Raw genomic sequence first — 16,352 nt, forward strand, 5'->3', positions numbered from 1 at the left:
GAGGACGGGACAGGGCGGGGGAGACCCCGCCCTTTCTGTTTGGGGCAACAAAGATTGCCCCAACCTACGGGATGGCTCTGTTGGACGGATCTAAAGGGCGCGGGCCAGAAGGCGCTCGTAGAAGGGCATCCCCTGCTCGGCGAGGCGGGCGTAGTGGGGGGGCAGGTCGGGCAGCGGGCCCTCGGCCGAGTCGAAGCCGATGGAGGCGTGGACCGCGCCGTACCAGTGGGGCGCCCAGACTCCGTCGAACGGCTTCGGGCCTGGATTCCACGACAGCATTCCATCACTGAAAGGGATGGAAAGAGTCTGGCAGAGGCGGGTCAGGGTGCCTTCAGGGTTGGAGCGAACGGCCTCGGCCGACAGGACCGGCGGCGGGTGGCCCTGGCGGTGGGTCACCTCGTCGAAGAGGTCGGCCTGCTGGCGGAAGCCCAGGTCGTCGAAGGTGGGGGCTTCGCGCTTCTTGGCGTAGCTCGCGACCACGCGAGCGGGGTGGCGGATCAGGAACACGTTCGTGACCCGGTCCATCCAGTCGCGGGGAACGTCCGGGACCATGTGGAGCGTCATGTGCTTCTGGTAGACGAGTGGCTCGGGGCGGTCGGCCACGCAGGCGGCGGCGACGGAGGCGGGATCGGCGTCATGGGCGGCGATGACCTCGTCCCGCATGGGATGGCCGAGGCCGGTGAGGCGCAGGTAGGCGGCGTAGAAGGGTTCGTCCCAGACGGCGCAGTCGTCGCGGGCGGCGAAGCTGTACATGAGGGCGGTCGAAAGGTTCCGGGGACCGGACCACATCGCGATGACGCGGGTCATGCGCCCACCAGCGCCTTGTAGAGGTCGCGCAATCGCTGGGTCACGGGGCCCATCCGGCCCGTGCCGATGGTGCGGCCGTCGATGCTGCCCACGGGAGTCTGGGCACCGAAGGTGCCGGTCAGGAAGGCTTCGTCGGCCGAGTAGGTCTCCACGAGGGAGAAGTTCTTCTGGTGGACGGGGATGCCGTTGGCGCGGCAGAGGTCGATCACCTTCTGGCGCGTGATGCCGGGCATGCAGTAGTCGCCCGTCGAGGTCCAGACCTCGCCCCGGCGAACGATGAAGAAGTTGCAGGCGTTGGTGGTGTTCACGAAGCCGTGGACGTCGAGCATCAGCGCCTCGTCGGCGCCGGCCTTCTCGGCGGCGATGCAGGCGAGGATGCAGTTGAGCTTGCTATGCGAGTTGAGCTTGGGGTCCTGCGTCATGGGCAGGCCGCGCAGGTGGGGCACGGTCGCGAGCCGGATCGGGCGGGGGATCTGCGGGCGCGAATGCTCCATGATGATCGCGAGCGTGGGGCCCGAACGCGAGAGGCGCGGATGCTGGAAGGGGCGGGACTTGACGCCGCGCGTGACCATCAGGCGGGCGTGCACGTCCGTGTGCATGTTGTTGGCGAGCTGGGTGGCGGTGAGGGCATCGGCGACTTCCTCGGGCGTGGCGCCGATGTCGAGGTCGATGGCCTTGGCGGCCTCGAAGAGGCGCTGGAGATGCTCGTCCAGGAAGGCCCAGCGGCCGTCGTAGAGGCGCAGCCCCTCCCATACGCCGTCGCCCAGCATGAAGCCCGAGTCGTAGACGCTGACCACGGCCTGGGCGCGGGGCAGGAGGCGGCCGTTGACCCAGATGAGGATCTGCTCGTTGCGGGCATCGTCCTCGGCCTGGTGGGTCGAGATGTGATCATCCGGCATGGAAGGCCTCGGCCTCAAGGCGGGTGGGGATGGCGTCGGCGGCGCCGGGGCGCGTGACCTTGAGGGCGCTCGCGCGGGTGGCGAGGGCCAGGGCGTCCGGCATGGGGCGGCCCTCGTCGAGGCCCGCGAGGACGTAGCCGGTGAAGGTGTCGCCGGCCCCCGTGGTGTCGACGGGCGTGACGCGGAGGGCGGGGACGCGGTGCTCCTGCCCGCCGTGGAGCCAGACGGAGCCCTCGGCGCCCAGCGTCACGATCACGTCGGAAAGCCCGAGGCTGGCGGGGCCCTGGCCGGTGGCTTGGCGCAGTTGCTCGGCCTCGACCTCGTTGAGGAGGAGGAGGTCGGCGTGGGGTAGGATCGCCTGGACGGCGGCGGCGTCGAAGGGGGCGGCCGCGTAGGCCACGCGCAGGCCGCGCAGCTTGGCCGAGAAGGCGGCCTCGACCTGATGGTTGGTCTCGTTCTGGGTCAGGAACAGGTCGCCGGCCTTGGCGGCGGCGAGGGTCGCGTCGATATGGGCGCGGGGGATGCGGCGGTTGGTGCCGGGAAAGACGAGGATCATGTTCTCGGCCGCGTCGTCCACGGCGATGATCGCATGGCCCGAGGCGCCGTCGAGCGTGAGGATCGCGGAGGTGTCGACGCCGTAGCTCCGGAGGCGGTCCACCATCCAGGCGCCCTCGGCGCCCACGGCGCCGATGTGGCGGATCTGGCCGCCCGCGCGGGCGCAGGCCACCGACATGTTGGCCCCCTTGCCGCCGAGGCCCGTGGTCAGGCTGCGCGCGGCCAGCGTCTCGCCGGGGCCGGGGAGATGGGGCAGGGCGTAGACGTGGTCGGCGTTGATGCTGCCCAGGTTCCAGATGGTCATGCGGGCCTCTCGACCTGGGCGGCGGCCATGACGGCCATGTTGAGCACGTCGTTCGCGGTGGACACGGTCGAGCAGAGCTGGATGGGTCGGTCGGCCCCGGCGAGGATGGGGCCGATCACGGTGGCGCCCGCCATCTCCTGCATGAGCTTGACGGAGATCGAGGCGGAATGGCGCGCGGGCATGACGAGGACGTTGGCGGGGCCGGTGAGGCGCTGGAAGGGATAGGATTCCTGCGCGCGGGGGTTCAGGGCCACGTCGACGGTCATCTCGCCTTCGTATTCGAAATCCGCGCCCTCCTCGTCGAGGACGCGGGGGGCCATGTGCATCTTGGTCGCGCGTTCCGAGACCGGGTGGCCGAAGGTGGAGAAGGACAGGAACGCCACGCGGGGCGTGAGGCCGAGGTCGCGGGCCACCTGCGCGCCGCGCCGGGCGATCAGGGCGAGGTCGCGCTCCTCGGGCCATTCCTGCACCAGCGTGTCGGCGATGAGCACGATGCGGCCCCGGTGCAGCACGGCGGTGATGCCCACGGCGCCGTCCGAGGGACCCACGTCGAAGACCCGGCCGATCAGGTCCATGACATGCGCGGACTTGCGGGTGGCCCCGGTGATCATGCCGTCGCCGTGTCCGTGCGCGAGCATGAGCGCCGCGAAGACATGGCGGTCGCGGGCGGCGAGGCGGTGGATGTCCTCCTGGTCGAAGCCGCGCCGCTGGAGACGGTCGTAGAGGAAGCTCTTGTAGGTTTGGAGATGCGGCGTGACGGCGGCGTTCACGATTTCCAGCTCGCCCACGGCGTCGAGCATCCCTTCGGCGGCGAGCTTGTCCTTCACGTCGCCCGAGCGGCCCACGACGAGGGCGCGGCCGAAGCCGCCGCGCTGGTAGTTCACGGCGGCGCGCAGCACGCGGGGGTCGTCGCCCTCGGCGAAGATCATCGTGGCCTGCGCGGCGCGTGCGCGGGCGTGGATGCCGCGCAGGACCGAGGCCGTCGGGTCCATGCGCGAGCGGAGCTGGGTCGTGTAGGCCTCGGCGTCCTCGATGGGCTTGCGGGCGACGCCGGTGCGCATCCCGGCTGCGGCCACGGCCGGGGGGATGCGGTGGATCAGGCGCGGGTCGAAGGGCGTGGGGATGATGTAGTCGCGCCCGAAGGTCAGCTTCTTGCCGTAAGCAAGGGCCACCTCGTCGGGGACCTCCTCGCGTGCCAGCGCCGCCAGGGCCTCGGCGCAGGCGATCTTCATCTCGTCGTTGATGGCGCGGGCCTGGATGTCGAGCGCGCCCCGGAAGAGGTAGGGGAAGCCCAGGACGTTGTTGACCTGGTTGGGATAGTCCGAGCGGCCCGTGGCGACGATGGCGTCGGGGCGGACGGCGTGGGCCTCCTCGGGGGTGATCTCGGGGTCGGGATTGGCCATGGCGAAGATCACGGGGTCGCGGGCCATGGAGGCGACCATCTCGGGCGTGACGGCGCCCTTGGCCGAGACGCCGAGGAAGACGTCGGCGCCGCGCATGGCCTCCTCCAGCGTGCGCAGGTCGGTCTCGACGGCGTGGGCGGACTTCCACTGGTTCATGCCGTCGGTGCGGCCCTTGTAGATCACGCCCTTGGTGTCGCAGGTGATGCAGTTCTCGGGCCGGGCGCCCATAGATTTCAGAAGCTCGATGCAGGCGATGCCGGCGGCGCCCGCGCCGTTCAGGACGATGCGGCAGTCCCCGAGGCTCTTGCCCGTCAGGTGCAGCGCGTTGAGGAGCCCCGCCGCGCAGATCACCGCCGTCCCGTGCTGGTCGTCGTGGAAGACGGGGATGTCCATCTCCTCCTTCAACCGGCTCTCGATGATGAAGCACTCGGGCGCCTTGATGTCCTCGAGGTTGATGCCGCCGAAGCTCGGCCCCAGGAGACGGACGGCGTTGCAGAAGGCGTCCACGTCCTCGGTGTCGAGTTCGAGGTCGATCGAGTTGATGTCGGCGAAGCGCTTGAAGAGGACGGACTTGCCCTCCATCACCGGCTTGGAGGCCAGCGCGCCGAGGTTGCCCAGGCCCAGCACCGCCGTGCCGTTGGAGATGACGGCGACGAGGTTGCCCTTGTTCGTCAGCTCGTAGGCGCAGCCGGGGTCGTCCCGGATCGACAGGCAGGGATGGGCCACGCCGGGGGAATAGGCGAGGCTCAGGTCGCGCTGGGTGGTCATCGGCTTGGTGGGCGTGACCTCCCACTTGCCGGGTTGCGGCTCGCGATGGAAGGCGAGCGCCTCCTCGGGCGTGATACGGGCTCGTGCCATGGTGGTCCCCCTGTTTGGGCGGAGATTGCGCGAGCGCCACGGCCGGGGCAACGGGGTTCGGCGGGGGCTGGCCCACGCGGGCGCGAGCGCCTAGCCTGCGGGCCGGCTTGCGGGAGACTCGGGCATGGACGGGACGGGACCGGAGACTGGCGCCGTGACGCCCATGATGGCGCAGTACCTGGAGATCAAGGGACGCCACCCGGAGGCGCTGCTGTTCTACCGGATGGGCGACTTCTACGAGATGTTCTTCGAGGACGCGGAAGCCGCGGCCGAGGCGCTGGACATCGCGCTGACGAAGCGCGGGCAGCATCTGGGGCGCGACATCCCCATGTGCGGCGTCCCGGTGGCGACGGCGGAAAGCTACCTTCTGAGCCTTATCCGCAAGGGGTTCCGGGTCGCCGTGGCCGAGCAGCTGGAGGACCCGGCGGAGGCCCGCAAGCGCGGCTCGAAGTCGGTCGTGAAGCGCGACGTGGTGCGGCTGGTGACGCCCGGCACGCTGACCGAGGAGGCGCTGCTGGAGGCGCGGCGGGCGAACTTCCTGGCGGCCTGGGCGGGCAGGGGAGGGGAGGGCGCGCTGGCCTGGGTCGACATCTCGACGGGCGCTTTCGGGGTGAAGCCTTGCGGGATCAACGGGCTGGGGGCGGAGCTTGCGCGGCTCGCGCCACGCGAGATCCTGGTCTGCGACGAGATGGAGCGGGAACTGGCGGGCCTGGCCCGGGAGGCGGGGGCGCAGGTGACGGCGCTGCCGCGGGCGGCCTTCGATGGGGGCGCGCGGCGGATCTGCGCCTGGTTCGGGGTGGCGACGCTGGACGGCTGGGGCGCCTTCGGGCGGGCCGAGGTCGGGGCCATGGCGGCGCTGGTGGACTATCTGGACCTGACGCAGAAGGGCGCGCGGCCGCATCTGAGCCCGCCCCTGCGCGAGGCCGAGGGCGAGGTCGTGGAGATCGACGCGGCCACCCGCGCCTCGCTGGAGCTGACGCGGGCCCTGGGGGGCGGTCGGCCGGGGTCGCTGCTGGGCTGCATCGATCGGACGGTGACGGCCGGGGGCGCGCGGGCGCTGGAGGCGCGGCTCGCGGCGCCGTCGCGGCGGCTGCCGGTGATCGGGGCGCGGCTCGACGCGGTGGAGGCGCTGGTGGAGCGGCCCGCGCTCGCGCGTGACCTGCGCGAGACGCTGCGGGGGGCGCCGGACCTCGACCGGGCGCTGTCGCGGCTGGCGCTGGACCGGGGCGGGCCGAGGGACCTGGGCGCCTTGCGGGACGCGCTGGGGGCGGCGGAGCGGGTGGCGGCGCTGCTGGGGGCGGAGATATTACCGGGGCTTCTGGCGGAGGCCGTGGAGCGCCTCTCGGGGCCGGACGGGCTGGCGCGGCTGCTCGACGAGGCGCTGGTCGCCTCGCCGCCGACGCTGGCGCGGGACGGGGGCTTCGTGGCGGCGGGCTTTGCGGCGGACCTCGACCAGGCGCGGCGGCTGCGGGACGAAGGGCGAGCCGTCATCGCGCAGATGCAGGCGGACTACGCCGACCGGACGGGGGTGGGCTCGCTCAAGATCCGGCACAACGGAACGCTGGGCTACGTGGTCGAGGTGACGGCGGCGCAGGCCGAGAAGCTGCGGCGCCCGCCCTTCGACGCGGAGTTCCACCACCGCCAGACGACGGGCTCGGCCGTGCGCTTCGCCACGCAGGCGCTGAGCGAGACGGAGGCGCGGCTGCTCAATGCAGGCGGGGAGGCGCTGGCCATCGAGAAGCGCATCTTCGGGGAGCTGCGCCGGGCCGTGCTGGCCGAGGCGGGGCATCTGGCGCGCGTGGCGGGTGCTTTGGCGGAGATGGATGTAGCGGCGGCGCTGGCGGATCTGGCGCTAGCCGAGGGCTGGACGCGGCCGGTGCTGGACGAGGGCCGCGCCTTCCGGGTGACAGGGGGGCGGCATCCGGTGGTCGAGGCGGCGCTGCGGCGCGAGGGCAGGGCCTTCGTCGCCAACGACTGCGACCTGTCGGAAAGGCCCGTGCGGCTGCTCACGGGACCCAACATGGGGGGCAAGAGCACCTATCTGCGGCAGGCGGCGCTGCTGGCGGTGCTGGCGCAGGCCGGCAGCTTCGTGCCGGCCGAGCGGCTGGAGATGGGGCTGGTGAGCCGTCTGTTCTCTCGCGTCGGGGCCTCGGACGACCTCGCGCGCGGGCGGTCGACCTTCATGGTCGAAATGGTCGAGACGGCGGCGATCCTTCATCGCGCGGACGACCGCAGCCTCGTGCTGCTGGACGAGATCGGACGCGGCACGGCGACCTGGGACGGGCTGTCGATCGCCTGGGCGGTGCTGGAGCATCTGGAGGGCGTGAACCGCTGCCGGGCGATCTTTGCCACGCATTACCACGAGCTGGCGACGCTGGCCGCGCAACTGCCCGGAGCGGCCAACGCCCATGTGGCGGTGGCGGACTGGGAAGGCGAGGTCGTGTTCCTGCACGAGGTGCGCGCGGGGGCGGCGGATCGCAGCTACGGGGTGCAGGTGGCGAAGCTCGCCGGGCTGCCGCCCAAGGTGGTGGCGCGGGCGCGGGCGGTGCTGCGAGGATTGGAGGCGCGGGCGCGCGAGGGCGGGCCCCGGACGCTGGAGGAGGAACTGCCGCTCTTTGCGCGCGGGGTGGAGCCGGAGCCCGCGCCCCCCGAGCCGTCGCCCGTCGAGGAGCGGCTGCGGGCGGTGCAGGTGGACGACCTGTCCCCGCGCGAGGCGCTGGAACTGGTCTACGAATTGAAGCGCATAGCCGAAGGGTGCTGATCGCTGGGCGGTCGGATGTGCCTCCGACCGCACTGGCCCCTTCTCTGGTCCGAAATATCTCGGCGGGCGTTCGAGCGTCAGGACGACAGCCCGGGGGGCTGTCGTCACCGAGGACGGCCGCGAACGCGTTCGAGCCGCAGGCGTGGGGTACAGAGCCCCCCTGGTCCGGCCGAGCCTCAGGAGGCCGGCATCGAGGACACGCCCACCTGCGCGGGGCGCAGCAGGCGGTCGTGGAGCAGGAAGCCTTCGGTCGCGACCTGGATGATGTCGCCCGCCTTGGTCCCCGGGAGAGGGGCCTCGAACATCGCCTGATGCACGGCCGGGTCGAAGCGGTCGCCCACCTGGGGCGAGATCACGGTGATCCCGTGCTTGGCGAAGGTGCTGACGATCTCGCGCATCGTGAGGTCGATGCCTTCGAGAAGGGCGGCGTTGGCCTCGCGCTGCTCGGGCGTCACGGCGTCGAGCGCGCGGCGCAGGTTGTCGTAGACCGGCAGGATGTCGCGGGCGAGCTTGGAGCCGCCGTACTGCTCGGCCTCCTTGCGGTCGCGCTCGGCGCGCTTGCGCATGTTCTCGGTCTCGGCGAGCTGGCGGACGAAGCGGTCCTTGAAGTCGTCCCGCTCGGCGCGCAGGGCGTCGAGTTCCTGGAGGAGGGCGTCATGGGCCTGATCGGCGGCGTCGCCCTCGGCGGCGAGGTCGTCGAGCGACTTGAGATCGTCGCCCAGGGTCTGTGGATCGGGTCGGTCGGACATGCGGGGAAAATCCTTCAGGATCGTTCGGAAAGGAGGCGGCCCACGAGCTGCGCGGTGTAGTCCACGATGGGGACGATGCGCCCGTAGTTGAGCCGCGTGGGGCCGATGACGCCGATGGCGCCGACGACCGTGCGGTCGGCGTTCATGTAGGGCGACACCACGAGGGACGAACCGGACAGCGAGAAGAGCTTGTTCTCGCTTCCGATGAAGATGCGCACGCCCTCGGCCTCCTGCGCGAGCTCGAGGAAGCGGGCGATGTCGCTCTTGCGCTCGAGGTCGTCCATGAGCGAGCGGACGCGTTCGAGGTCGGCCTGCGACTCGGGGCTGTCGAGGAGGTTCCCGGCGCCGCGCACGATGAGCCGGTCCGGGGCGCCGTGCTCCTCGCTGGCCCAGGTGGCGATGCCACCCTCGACCATCGCCTGCGCGAGCTGGTCGAGCTCCTGGCGTCGGGTCTCCATCTCGCGGGCGATGGCGGCGTGGAGCTCGGACAGCGTGCGGCCCTCGGCCAGCGCGTTCACGAAGTTCGCGGCCTCGCGCATCGAGGAAGGGGTCTGGCCGGGCGGAGGGACGAAGACGCGGTTCTCCACGTGCCCGTCGGCGAAGACCAGCACGAGAAGGGCGCGGTCGGGGCCGAGGGAGACGAACTCCACGTGCCGGATGGGGGCGCCGTCGCGCTTGGGCGCGAGCACGAGCGAGGCGCCGCGCGTGAGGCCGGAGAGCGCCGCGCCCACGCGGTCGAGCGCGTCGTTGACGTCGGCGCCGCGCCGGTTCGGGGTGGCGCTGACGGTGGATTCGAGCCGCTCGCGATCCTCGCCGGCCATGGGGCCCACTTCGAGGAGGCCGTCGACGAAAAGACGCAGGCCCGCCTGGGTGGGCACGCGGCCGGCGCTCACATGCGGGTGGCCGAGGAGGCCCAGCTCCTCCAGATCCTGCATGACGTTGCGGATCGTGGCGGCCGAGACCTGCTGGGTCATGCTGCGGGTGAGCGTGCGCGAGCCCACCGGCTGGCCGGTTTCCAGATAGGCTTCGACCACGCGGCGGAAGACCTCGCGCGAGCGGTCGTTCATTTCCTCGATGACGGACGAACGGTCGGGCATGGGCCTGCGCTATCTCCGGGGCGAACGCATGTAAGCAACCGCAGCTTGGGCGTCAACGGGACGCGGAGGGACGGGTTGGCGCGGGGCCCCCGGTCCTGTAGGGCCGGGACCGACCATCCCATAGGAGATCCCATGCGCCCCTCCGGCCGTGCCACCGACGCCCTGCGTTCCCTGTCCATCGAGCCCCATGTCAACCGCCACGCCGAGGGCTCGTGCCTGATCCGGCTGGGGCACACGCACGTGCTCTGCACGGCCTCGCTGGAGGAGCGGGTGCCGCCCTTCCTGAAGAACACCGGCAAGGGCTGGGTCACGGCCGAATACGGGATGCTGCCGCGCGCCACCAACACCCGCATGCGGCGCGAGCGCGACGGCGCCTCGGGGCGGACGCAGGAGATCCAGCGGCTGATCGGACGGTCCCTGCGGGCGGGCTGCGACCTCGTGGCGCTGGGCGAGCGGCAGATCAGCGTGGACTGCGACGTGATCCAGGCCGATGGCGGCACGCGCTGCGCGGCCATCACCGGGGGCTGGGTGGCGCTGCGGATCGCGGTGAACAAGCTGCTGAAGGCCGGGGCGATCCAGCGCGATCCGCTGGCCACGCCCGTGTCGGCGATCTCGGTGGGGATGTATGCCGGGCAGCCGGTGCTGGACCTCGACTATCCCGAAGACAGCGAGGCCGGGGTGGACGCGAACGTGGTGATGACGGGCGAGCGGCTGATCGAGGTGCAGATGAGCGCGGAAGGGGCGACCTTCTCGCGCGAGCAGATGGTCACTCTTCTGGACCTCGCAACCTTGGGGAATGGCCTTCTGGCGCAGGCGCAGCGGGCGGCGGTGGCCTGATGCGGCGGCTCATGGAGGCGAGCCTGGTGGTCGCCACGGGGAACCGGGGCAAGCTCGAGGAGATGCGCGAGCTGCTGGAGCCGCGCGGGATCGCCATCAGCTCGCTCAAGGACCATGCGCTGCCAGAGCCCGAGGAGACGGAGGACAGCTTTCTCGGCAATGCCCGGATCAAGGCCCATGCGGCGGCGCGTGCGCTGGGCGTGCCAGCGCTCGCCGACGACAGCGGCATCGAGGTCGAGGCGCTGGGGGGTCAGCCGGGCGTGCGGACGGCGGACTGGGCCGAGACGCCCGGAGGCCGCGACTTCCTGGTGGCGATGACACGGACGCACGAGGCGCTGCTGGCCTCGGGGGCGCCCGAGCCCTGGGCCGCGCGCTTCGTCAGCGTGCTGGTGCTGGCCTGGCCGGACGGGCACGAGGAGTCGTTTCGGGGCGAGGTCAACGGCTGCGTGATCTGGCCGCCGCGGGGGGTGATGGGACACGGCTACGACCCCATCTTCGTGCCCGAGGGCGAGACGAGGACCTTTGCCGAGATGACCCACGACGAGAAGAACGCGCTGAGTCACCGCGGGCGGTCGATCCGCGCCTTCGAGGCGGCCTGTCTTGGCTGACGGCGCGCGCCTGAGCCCCGTGGTCGAGGTTCGGCGGGAGGACTGGGAGGCGGGGGGCTTCGGGCTCTACGTCCACTGGCCCTTCTGCCAGGCCAAGTGCCCCTATTGCGACTTCAACAGCCATGTCGCGCGGAGCATCGACCAGGGGCGCTGGGCGCGGGCCTACGAGGCCGAGATCGCGCGCGCGGGCCACGAGGTGCCCGGGCGGGTGCTGCGGTCCATCTTCCTGGGCGGGGGCACGCCCTCGCTCATGGAGCCCGAGACGGTCGAGGCGGTGATTGGCGCGGCGCGAGGGGCTTGGGGGTTTTCCAACGACATCGAGATCACGATGGAGGCCAATCCGACCTCGGTCGAGGCGGGGCGTTTCCGGGGTTACCGCGCGGCCGGGGTGAACCGGCTGTCGCTGGGCGTGCAGGCGCTGAACGACCGGGACCTTCAGCGGCTCGGGCGTCTTCATTCGGCCGAGGAGGCCGCCGCCGCCTTCGGGATCGCGCGCGACACGTTCGAGCGGGTGAGTCTGGACCTGATCTATGCGCGGCAGGGGCAGACGCCCGAGGCCTGGGAGGCGGAGCTTCGCGAGGCGCTCGGGCTCGCGGCGGGGCATCTGTCGCTCTACCAGCTCACCATCGAGGAAGGGACGGCCTTCGGGGACCGCTTCGCGGCCGGCAAGCTGCGCGACCTGCCCGACGAGGACCGGGCGGCGGACCTGTGGGACATCACGCAACGGCTGACCGAGGCCGCCGGGCTGCCGGCCTACGAGGTGTCGAACCATGCCGCGCCCGGGCAGGAGAGCCGGCACAACCTCGTCTACTGGCAGGGCGGCGACTGGGTCGGCGTGGGACCGGGGGCGCATGGGCGGCTGACGCTCGGGGGCGTGCGGACGGGCGTCGAGACCGAGCGGGCGCCGGGGCGCTGGCTGCAGATGGTCGAGCAGGGCGGGACGGGCGAGAGCGCGCGCGAGCGGCTGAGCGAGGTCGAGGCCGCCGAGGAGCGGCTGATGATGGGGCTCCGGCTGGCGGACGGCGTGGAGATGGGGCGGCTCGGCGCGTTGCCCGAACTGGCAGGACGGGCCGAGGCGCTGACCGGGATGGGGCTCGTGTCCCATGAGGACGGTCGGTTGCGGACGACGGCAGCGGGGCGCCCGCTGCTCAACGCCGTGCTGCGCGAGTTGCTGGCCTAGGGCGCAGGCCAGCGGGTTCCGTCCGGATCGCTGCGTTTCCTTTGGTCCCAAACCTCCCTGGGGAGCCCCGAAGGGGCAGAGCCCCCTGCGCCCCTTCAGCCGCCCGAGAGTCGCCGCAGGAGCTCGTCGAGCTGGTCGAGGTCCTTGTAGGTGATGGTCATGCGCCCGCCCTCGCCGGCGGCGCCGTGGTCGATCCGCACGGCCATCCTGAGCGCCGCCGACAACTCGCCCTCGATGGCGCGGGTGTCGGCGTCCTTCTCGGCGCGGGCGCGGCGGGCTTTCTCGGCCTCGGCCACCTTGGCGATGCGCTCCGCGTCGCGGGCGGAGAGGCCCTTCTCGGCGATGCGGCGGGCGAGGTCGAGCGCGCGGGGATGGCCGATCAGGGGACGGGCGTGGCCCGCGCTGATCGTGCGGTCGGCCACCATCTGCTGCACCTCGCGGGGCAGGTTCAGGAGGCGCATCTGGTTGGCGACGTGGCTGCGGCTCTTGCCGAGCGCGGAGGCCACCTGCTCCTGGCTGTGGCCGAAGCGGTCGATCAGGCTCTTGTAGGCCGCGCCCTCGTCGATCGGGTTGAGGTCGTCGCGCTGGATGTTCTCGATGATCGCGATTTCCAGCAGCTCGGCGTCGTCGTAGTCGCGCACGATCACCGGGACCTCGGTCAGGCCCGCCTTCTGCGCCGCGCGCCAGCGCCGCTCGCCCGCGACGATCTGCCAGGCGGTGGGCTCGTGCGGGTCGGGGCGCACGATCAGGGGCTGGATGACGCCCTTGGACTTGAGCGAGGCGGCCAGTTCCTCGAGCGCGGCGGGCTCGAAGGTGCGGCGGGGCTGGTCGGGGTTGGGGCGCAGCGACTCGATGGGCATGAGCCGGTCGGGGCTGCGCGGGACAGGCACCGTGGCCGCGGCAGGGGCTGGGGGGGCCGCTTCCTTGGCAAGGTCGCTGCCGAGATCCGCCATCAGCGCGGACAGGCCCCGTCCGAGGCCGCGTTTCAGGAGGGGCTTCTCGGCCATGGGGGACGCTCTCAGGTTTCGCGGGCGAGGAGCTCGGCCGCGAGTGCGCGATAGGCGTTCGCGCCGGACGAGGAAGGGTCGTAGTCGAGAACGGACTGGGCGTGCGAGGGCGCCTCGGACAGGCGCACGTTGCGCGGGATGACCGTCTGGAACACGAGGTCGCCCAGATTCTCGCGCGCGTCGGCCTCGACCTGCTGGGCGAGGCTGGTGCGGCGGTCGACCATGGTGAGCGCCACGCCTTCGATGCGGAGGCCCGGGTTGGCGCTCTGGCGCACCTCGCGGATGGTCAGCATGAGCTGCGACAGGCCTTCGAGGGCGAAGAACTCGCTCTGGAGCGGCACAAGGACGGACTGCGCGGCCACGAGGGCGTTGATCGTGAGCACGTTCAGCGAGGGCGGGCAGTCGATCAGGATGTAGTCGAGGGTGAGCTCGTCCATCAGCGGCTGGCGCAGCGCGCCGCGCAGGAGCGAGGTTCGGCCCTGCCGCTCGCCCAGTTCCAGGTCGGCGCCGCTGAGGTCGCTGGTGGCGGGGACGAGGAGAAGGTTGGGGATCGCCGTCGGGTGGGCGGCGTCGCCGGGCGTGGCCTCGCCCAAAAGGAGGTCGAAGCTCGACACCTTGCGGTCCTCGGGCGGCAGGCCCAGGCCGGTGGAGGCGTTGCCCTGCGGGTCGAGGTCCACGAGCAGCACGCGACGCTCGCGCCGCGCCAGCGCCGCGCCCAGGTTGATGGCGGTCGTGGTCTTGCCGACGCCGCCCTTCTGGTTGGCGACGGCGATGATCTTGGGTTGGTAGCGCGGGTCAGCCATGGGCAAGGTCCGTGAGGCGGAGGAGGCGGGCCTCGGGGTCGGTGGCGCTGGGGAGCGCCTCGACCGCGAAGCGCCATCCCTTGGCGCGGGCGGCCTCGATCTCGGCGGCATGGTCGCGGCCCTTGGGCAGGAGCGCGGTGCCGCCGGGCGCGAGGTGGCGCGCGACAAGGGGGAGGAGGGTGGCGAGGGGCGCGAGCGCGCGGGCGGAGACGACGGAAGTGGCCTGGGGCGGGGCGGATTCGGCGCGCTGGTCGAGGACGGTGACGGGCACGCCCAGCTCGCGCGCGGCGGTGCGCAGGAAGGCGCACTTGCGCTGATCGCTCTCGATCAGGGTGACCTTGGGGGTGCCGGCTTCGGCCGCGAGGATGGCGACGACGATCCCGGGAAAGCCGCCGCCCGAGCCGAGGTCGGCCCAGGTCTGGGCTTCGGGTGGCGCGAGTGGCCAGAGCTGGGCCGAGTCGAGGATGTGGCGCGTCCAGAGATCGGGGACGGTGGAGGGCGCCACGAGGTTGATCTTCCCGGTCCAGCGGCGGGCGAGGGCCTCGAAGGCCTCCAGACGTGCCCGGGCGGTCGGTGACAGGTTCAGCCCGGCGAGATCGCGCGTGGGGGTCATGCGGCGAGGCCGTCCGCGCGCTTGCGAAGCCGCGCGGTGAGGAGGAGGAGCGCCGAGGGCGTCATGCCGTCGATCTCGGCCGCGTGGCGCAGGGAGGCCGGGCGGGCGCGTTCGAGCTTCTGGCGCAGCTCGATCGAGAGGCCGGAGACCGCCGAATAGTCGAAGTCGGGCGGCAGGCGCGTGGCCTCATCGCGCTTGAGTTGCGCGATGTCGCGCTCCTGCCGGTCGAGGTAGGTGGCGTATTGCGCCTCGCGCTTGAGCTGCTCGCGGATCTTCGGGGCGGGCAGGGGCAGCGCGGGGTCGAGCGCGGCCAGGTGGTCCCAGGTTGCGTCGGTGAGCGCGAGGGTCTGTAGGCCGTCGCGCGTCTCGCCGTCCGGATTCAGGTTGAGGCCCGCGCCGGCGATCCGGCGCGCGGTGAAGCGGCGGGCGCGCAGGTCGGCCCGTGTCGTCTCCAGCGCGTCCATCTTCTCGCTGAACGCGGCCCAGCGGGTGTCCCCCACGACGCCCCAGTCATGCCCCTTGGCCGTGAGGCGCTGGTCGGCGTTGTCGACGCGCAGGGACAGGCGGAACTCGGCCCGCGAGGTGAACATGCGGTAGGGCTCGGTCACGCCGCGGGTGGTCAGGTCGTCGATCAAGACGCCGATGTAGGAATCGGCACGGCTGAATTCGGCCGGGGCCTCGTCGCGGGACGCGCGGGCGGCGTTGAGGCCGGCCACGAGGCCCTGGGCCGCGGCTTCCTCGTAGCCCGTGGTGCCATTGATCTGGCCGGCAAGGTACAGGCCGGGCAGGGCTTTGACTTCCAGCGCCAGCGAGAGCGCCCTCGGGTCCACGTAGTCGTACTCGATGGCGTAGCCGGGCTGGGTGATGACGGCCTGCTCGAGACCTTCCATCGAGCGGACGTAATCCTCCTGCACCTCGGCCGGGAGCGAGGTGGAGATGCCGTTGGGGTAGACGGTCGGGTCGTCAAGCCCCTCGGGTTCCAGGAAGACCTGGTGCGAGTCCTTGTCGGCGAAGCGCACCACCTTGTCCTCGATCGAGGGACAGTAGCGCGGGCCCACGCCTTGGATGTGGCCGCCGTACATGGCGGAACGGGACAGGTTCGCGCGGATAATCTCGTGCGTGCGCCCGTTCGTATGGGTGATGCCACAGGCGACCTGGGGGGCCATGGGGCCGTCGGACAGGAAGCTCAGCATCGCGGGGTCGAGGTCGGCTTCCTGCCGCTCCAGCCGGTCCCAGGCGATGGTCCGGCCGTCGAGGCGCGGGGGCGTGCCGGTCTTGAGGCGACCCATGGGGAGCGCGAGGCCGTAGAGGCGATCCGCGAGGGCCTTGGAGGGCGGCTCGCCCACCCGGCCGCCGGGACGCGAGTGGTCGCCTACATGGATGACGCCGTTGAGGAAGGTGCCGGTGGTCAGGACCACGGAACGCGCGCGGACGGGGGTTCCGTCACCCAGGACGACACCTGCGACGCGGTTCCCTTCGACGAGGAGGTCGGCGGCCTCGCCTTCGAGGAGGTCGAGGCCCGGGCAGGCGGCCATCTCGGCCTGCACGGCCTCGCGGTAGAGGCGGCGGTCGGCCTGGGTGCGGGGGCCCTGCACGGCGGGACCCTTGGAGCGGTTGAGCAGGCGGAACTGGATGCCGGCCCTGTCGGCCATGCGTCCCATGATCCCGTCGAGGGCATCGACCTCGCGCACGAGGTGGCCCTTGCCCAGGCCGCCGATGGCCGGGTTGCAGGACATCACGCCCACGGAGGCGAGACTAAGCGTCAGCAGGAGCGTGCGCGCGCCGGCGCGGGCCGCGGCATGCGCCGCCTCGGAGCCCGCATGGCCGCCGCCCACCACGATGACGTCGAACTGTTTCACGTGAAACACCGC

General features: G+C 71.9%; 14 protein-coding genes. 4 read left to right on the top strand and 10 right to left on the bottom strand.

What is annotated here, in order from left to right:
- Positions 1–90: 90 nt before the first annotated feature.
- The 4 genes from FHG71_RS03650 to FHG71_RS03665 are packed head-to-tail and all read right to left on the bottom strand — an operon-like array spanning position 91 to position 4,826.
- Complete coding sequence (locus FHG71_RS03650; protein WP_484335638.1) at positions 91–807, bottom strand: sulfotransferase-like domain-containing protein; 717 nt, start codon at positions 805–807, stop codon at positions 91–93.
- A complete protein-coding gene (locus tag FHG71_RS03655; RefSeq protein ID WP_139080249.1) occupies positions 804–1,706 on the bottom strand; it encodes a D-amino acid aminotransferase in 903 nt (300 codons plus the stop codon). The genes FHG71_RS03650 and FHG71_RS03655 overlap by 4 nt, the downstream gene beginning before the upstream one ends.
- On the bottom strand, positions 1,696–2,565 hold the full coding sequence (locus FHG71_RS03660; protein ID WP_139080250.1) for a ribokinase: 870 nt from the start codon (positions 2,563–2,565) through the stop codon (positions 1,696–1,698). The genes FHG71_RS03655 and FHG71_RS03660 overlap by 11 nt, the downstream gene beginning before the upstream one ends.
- Positions 2,562–4,826, bottom strand: a complete 2,265-nt coding sequence (locus tag FHG71_RS03665; RefSeq protein ID WP_139080251.1) for an NADP-dependent malic enzyme — start codon at positions 4,824–4,826, stop codon at positions 2,562–2,564. Before FHG71_RS03665 ends, FHG71_RS03660 begins: the two co-directional genes overlap by 4 nt.
- A 124-nt stretch (positions 4,827–4,950) precedes the next feature.
- Here FHG71_RS03665 and mutS point away from each other — a divergent pair, with 124 nt between their 5' ends.
- Entirely contained in the window at positions 4,951–7,587 is a 2,637-nt protein-coding gene (gene mutS, locus FHG71_RS03670; protein WP_246045329.1) for a DNA mismatch repair protein MutS, read from the top strand.
- 176 nt (positions 7,588–7,763) lie between these two features.
- Here mutS and FHG71_RS03675 read toward each other — a convergent pair whose 3' ends face one another.
- Positions 7,764–8,336, bottom strand: coding sequence for a nucleotide exchange factor GrpE (locus FHG71_RS03675; protein WP_139080252.1), 573 nt, complete (start codon positions 8,334–8,336; stop codon positions 7,764–7,766).
- Positions 8,337–8,350: 14 nt separating this feature from the next.
- Positions 8,351–9,433 (bottom strand): heat-inducible transcriptional repressor HrcA, encoded by a 1,083-nt coding sequence (hrcA, locus tag FHG71_RS03680; protein WP_139080253.1) that lies wholly within the window; start codon positions 9,431–9,433, stop codon positions 8,351–8,353.
- Between the two features lie 132 nt (positions 9,434–9,565).
- On the opposite strand from hrcA, the gene rph reads away from it, so the two are divergent.
- Genes rph through hemW form a run of 3 tightly spaced genes read left to right on the top strand, consistent with a single transcriptional unit; the run spans position 9,566 to position 12,058 of the window.
- Positions 9,566–10,270, top strand: a complete 705-nt coding sequence (gene rph / locus FHG71_RS03685) for a ribonuclease PH (protein ID WP_139080254.1) — start codon at positions 9,566–9,568, stop codon at positions 10,268–10,270.
- Positions 10,270–10,878, top strand: a complete 609-nt coding sequence (locus FHG71_RS03690) for a non-canonical purine NTP pyrophosphatase (RefSeq protein WP_139080255.1) — start codon at positions 10,270–10,272, stop codon at positions 10,876–10,878. The genes rph and FHG71_RS03690 overlap by 1 nt, the downstream gene beginning before the upstream one ends.
- Positions 10,871–12,058 carry a radical SAM family heme chaperone HemW gene (gene hemW, locus FHG71_RS03695; protein ID WP_246045330.1) on the top strand — a complete coding sequence of 396 codons (1,188 nt, stop codon included), beginning with the start codon at positions 10,871–10,873 and terminating at the stop codon, positions 12,056–12,058. Before FHG71_RS03690 ends, hemW begins: the two co-directional genes overlap by 8 nt.
- Positions 12,059–12,153: 95 nt before the next feature.
- Here hemW and FHG71_RS03700 read toward each other — a convergent pair whose 3' ends face one another.
- Genes FHG71_RS03700 through mnmG form a run of 4 tightly spaced genes read right to left on the bottom strand, consistent with a single transcriptional unit; the run spans position 12,154 to position 16,349 of the window.
- Positions 12,154–13,065, bottom strand: coding sequence for a ParB/RepB/Spo0J family partition protein (locus FHG71_RS03700; protein WP_139080256.1), 912 nt, complete (start codon positions 13,063–13,065; stop codon positions 12,154–12,156).
- Positions 13,066–13,076: 11 nt separating this feature from the next.
- Positions 13,077–13,868 carry a ParA family protein gene (locus tag FHG71_RS03705; RefSeq protein ID WP_139080257.1) on the bottom strand — a complete coding sequence of 264 codons (792 nt, stop codon included), beginning with the start codon at positions 13,866–13,868 and terminating at the stop codon, positions 13,077–13,079.
- A complete protein-coding gene (gene rsmG, locus FHG71_RS03710; protein WP_139080258.1) occupies positions 13,861–14,481 on the bottom strand; it encodes a 16S rRNA (guanine(527)-N(7))-methyltransferase RsmG in 621 nt (206 codons plus the stop codon). Before rsmG ends, FHG71_RS03705 begins: the two co-directional genes overlap by 8 nt.
- Positions 14,478–16,349, bottom strand: a complete 1,872-nt coding sequence (gene mnmG, locus FHG71_RS03715) for a tRNA uridine-5-carboxymethylaminomethyl(34) synthesis enzyme MnmG (RefSeq protein WP_139080259.1) — start codon at positions 16,347–16,349, stop codon at positions 14,478–14,480. The genes rsmG and mnmG overlap by 4 nt, the downstream gene beginning before the upstream one ends.
- Positions 16,350–16,352: the final 3 nt, after the last annotated feature.

It is taken from the genome of Rubellimicrobium roseum (assembly GCF_006152145.1).
GTDB lineage: Bacteria > Pseudomonadota > Alphaproteobacteria > Rhodobacterales > Rhodobacteraceae > Rubellimicrobium > Rubellimicrobium roseum.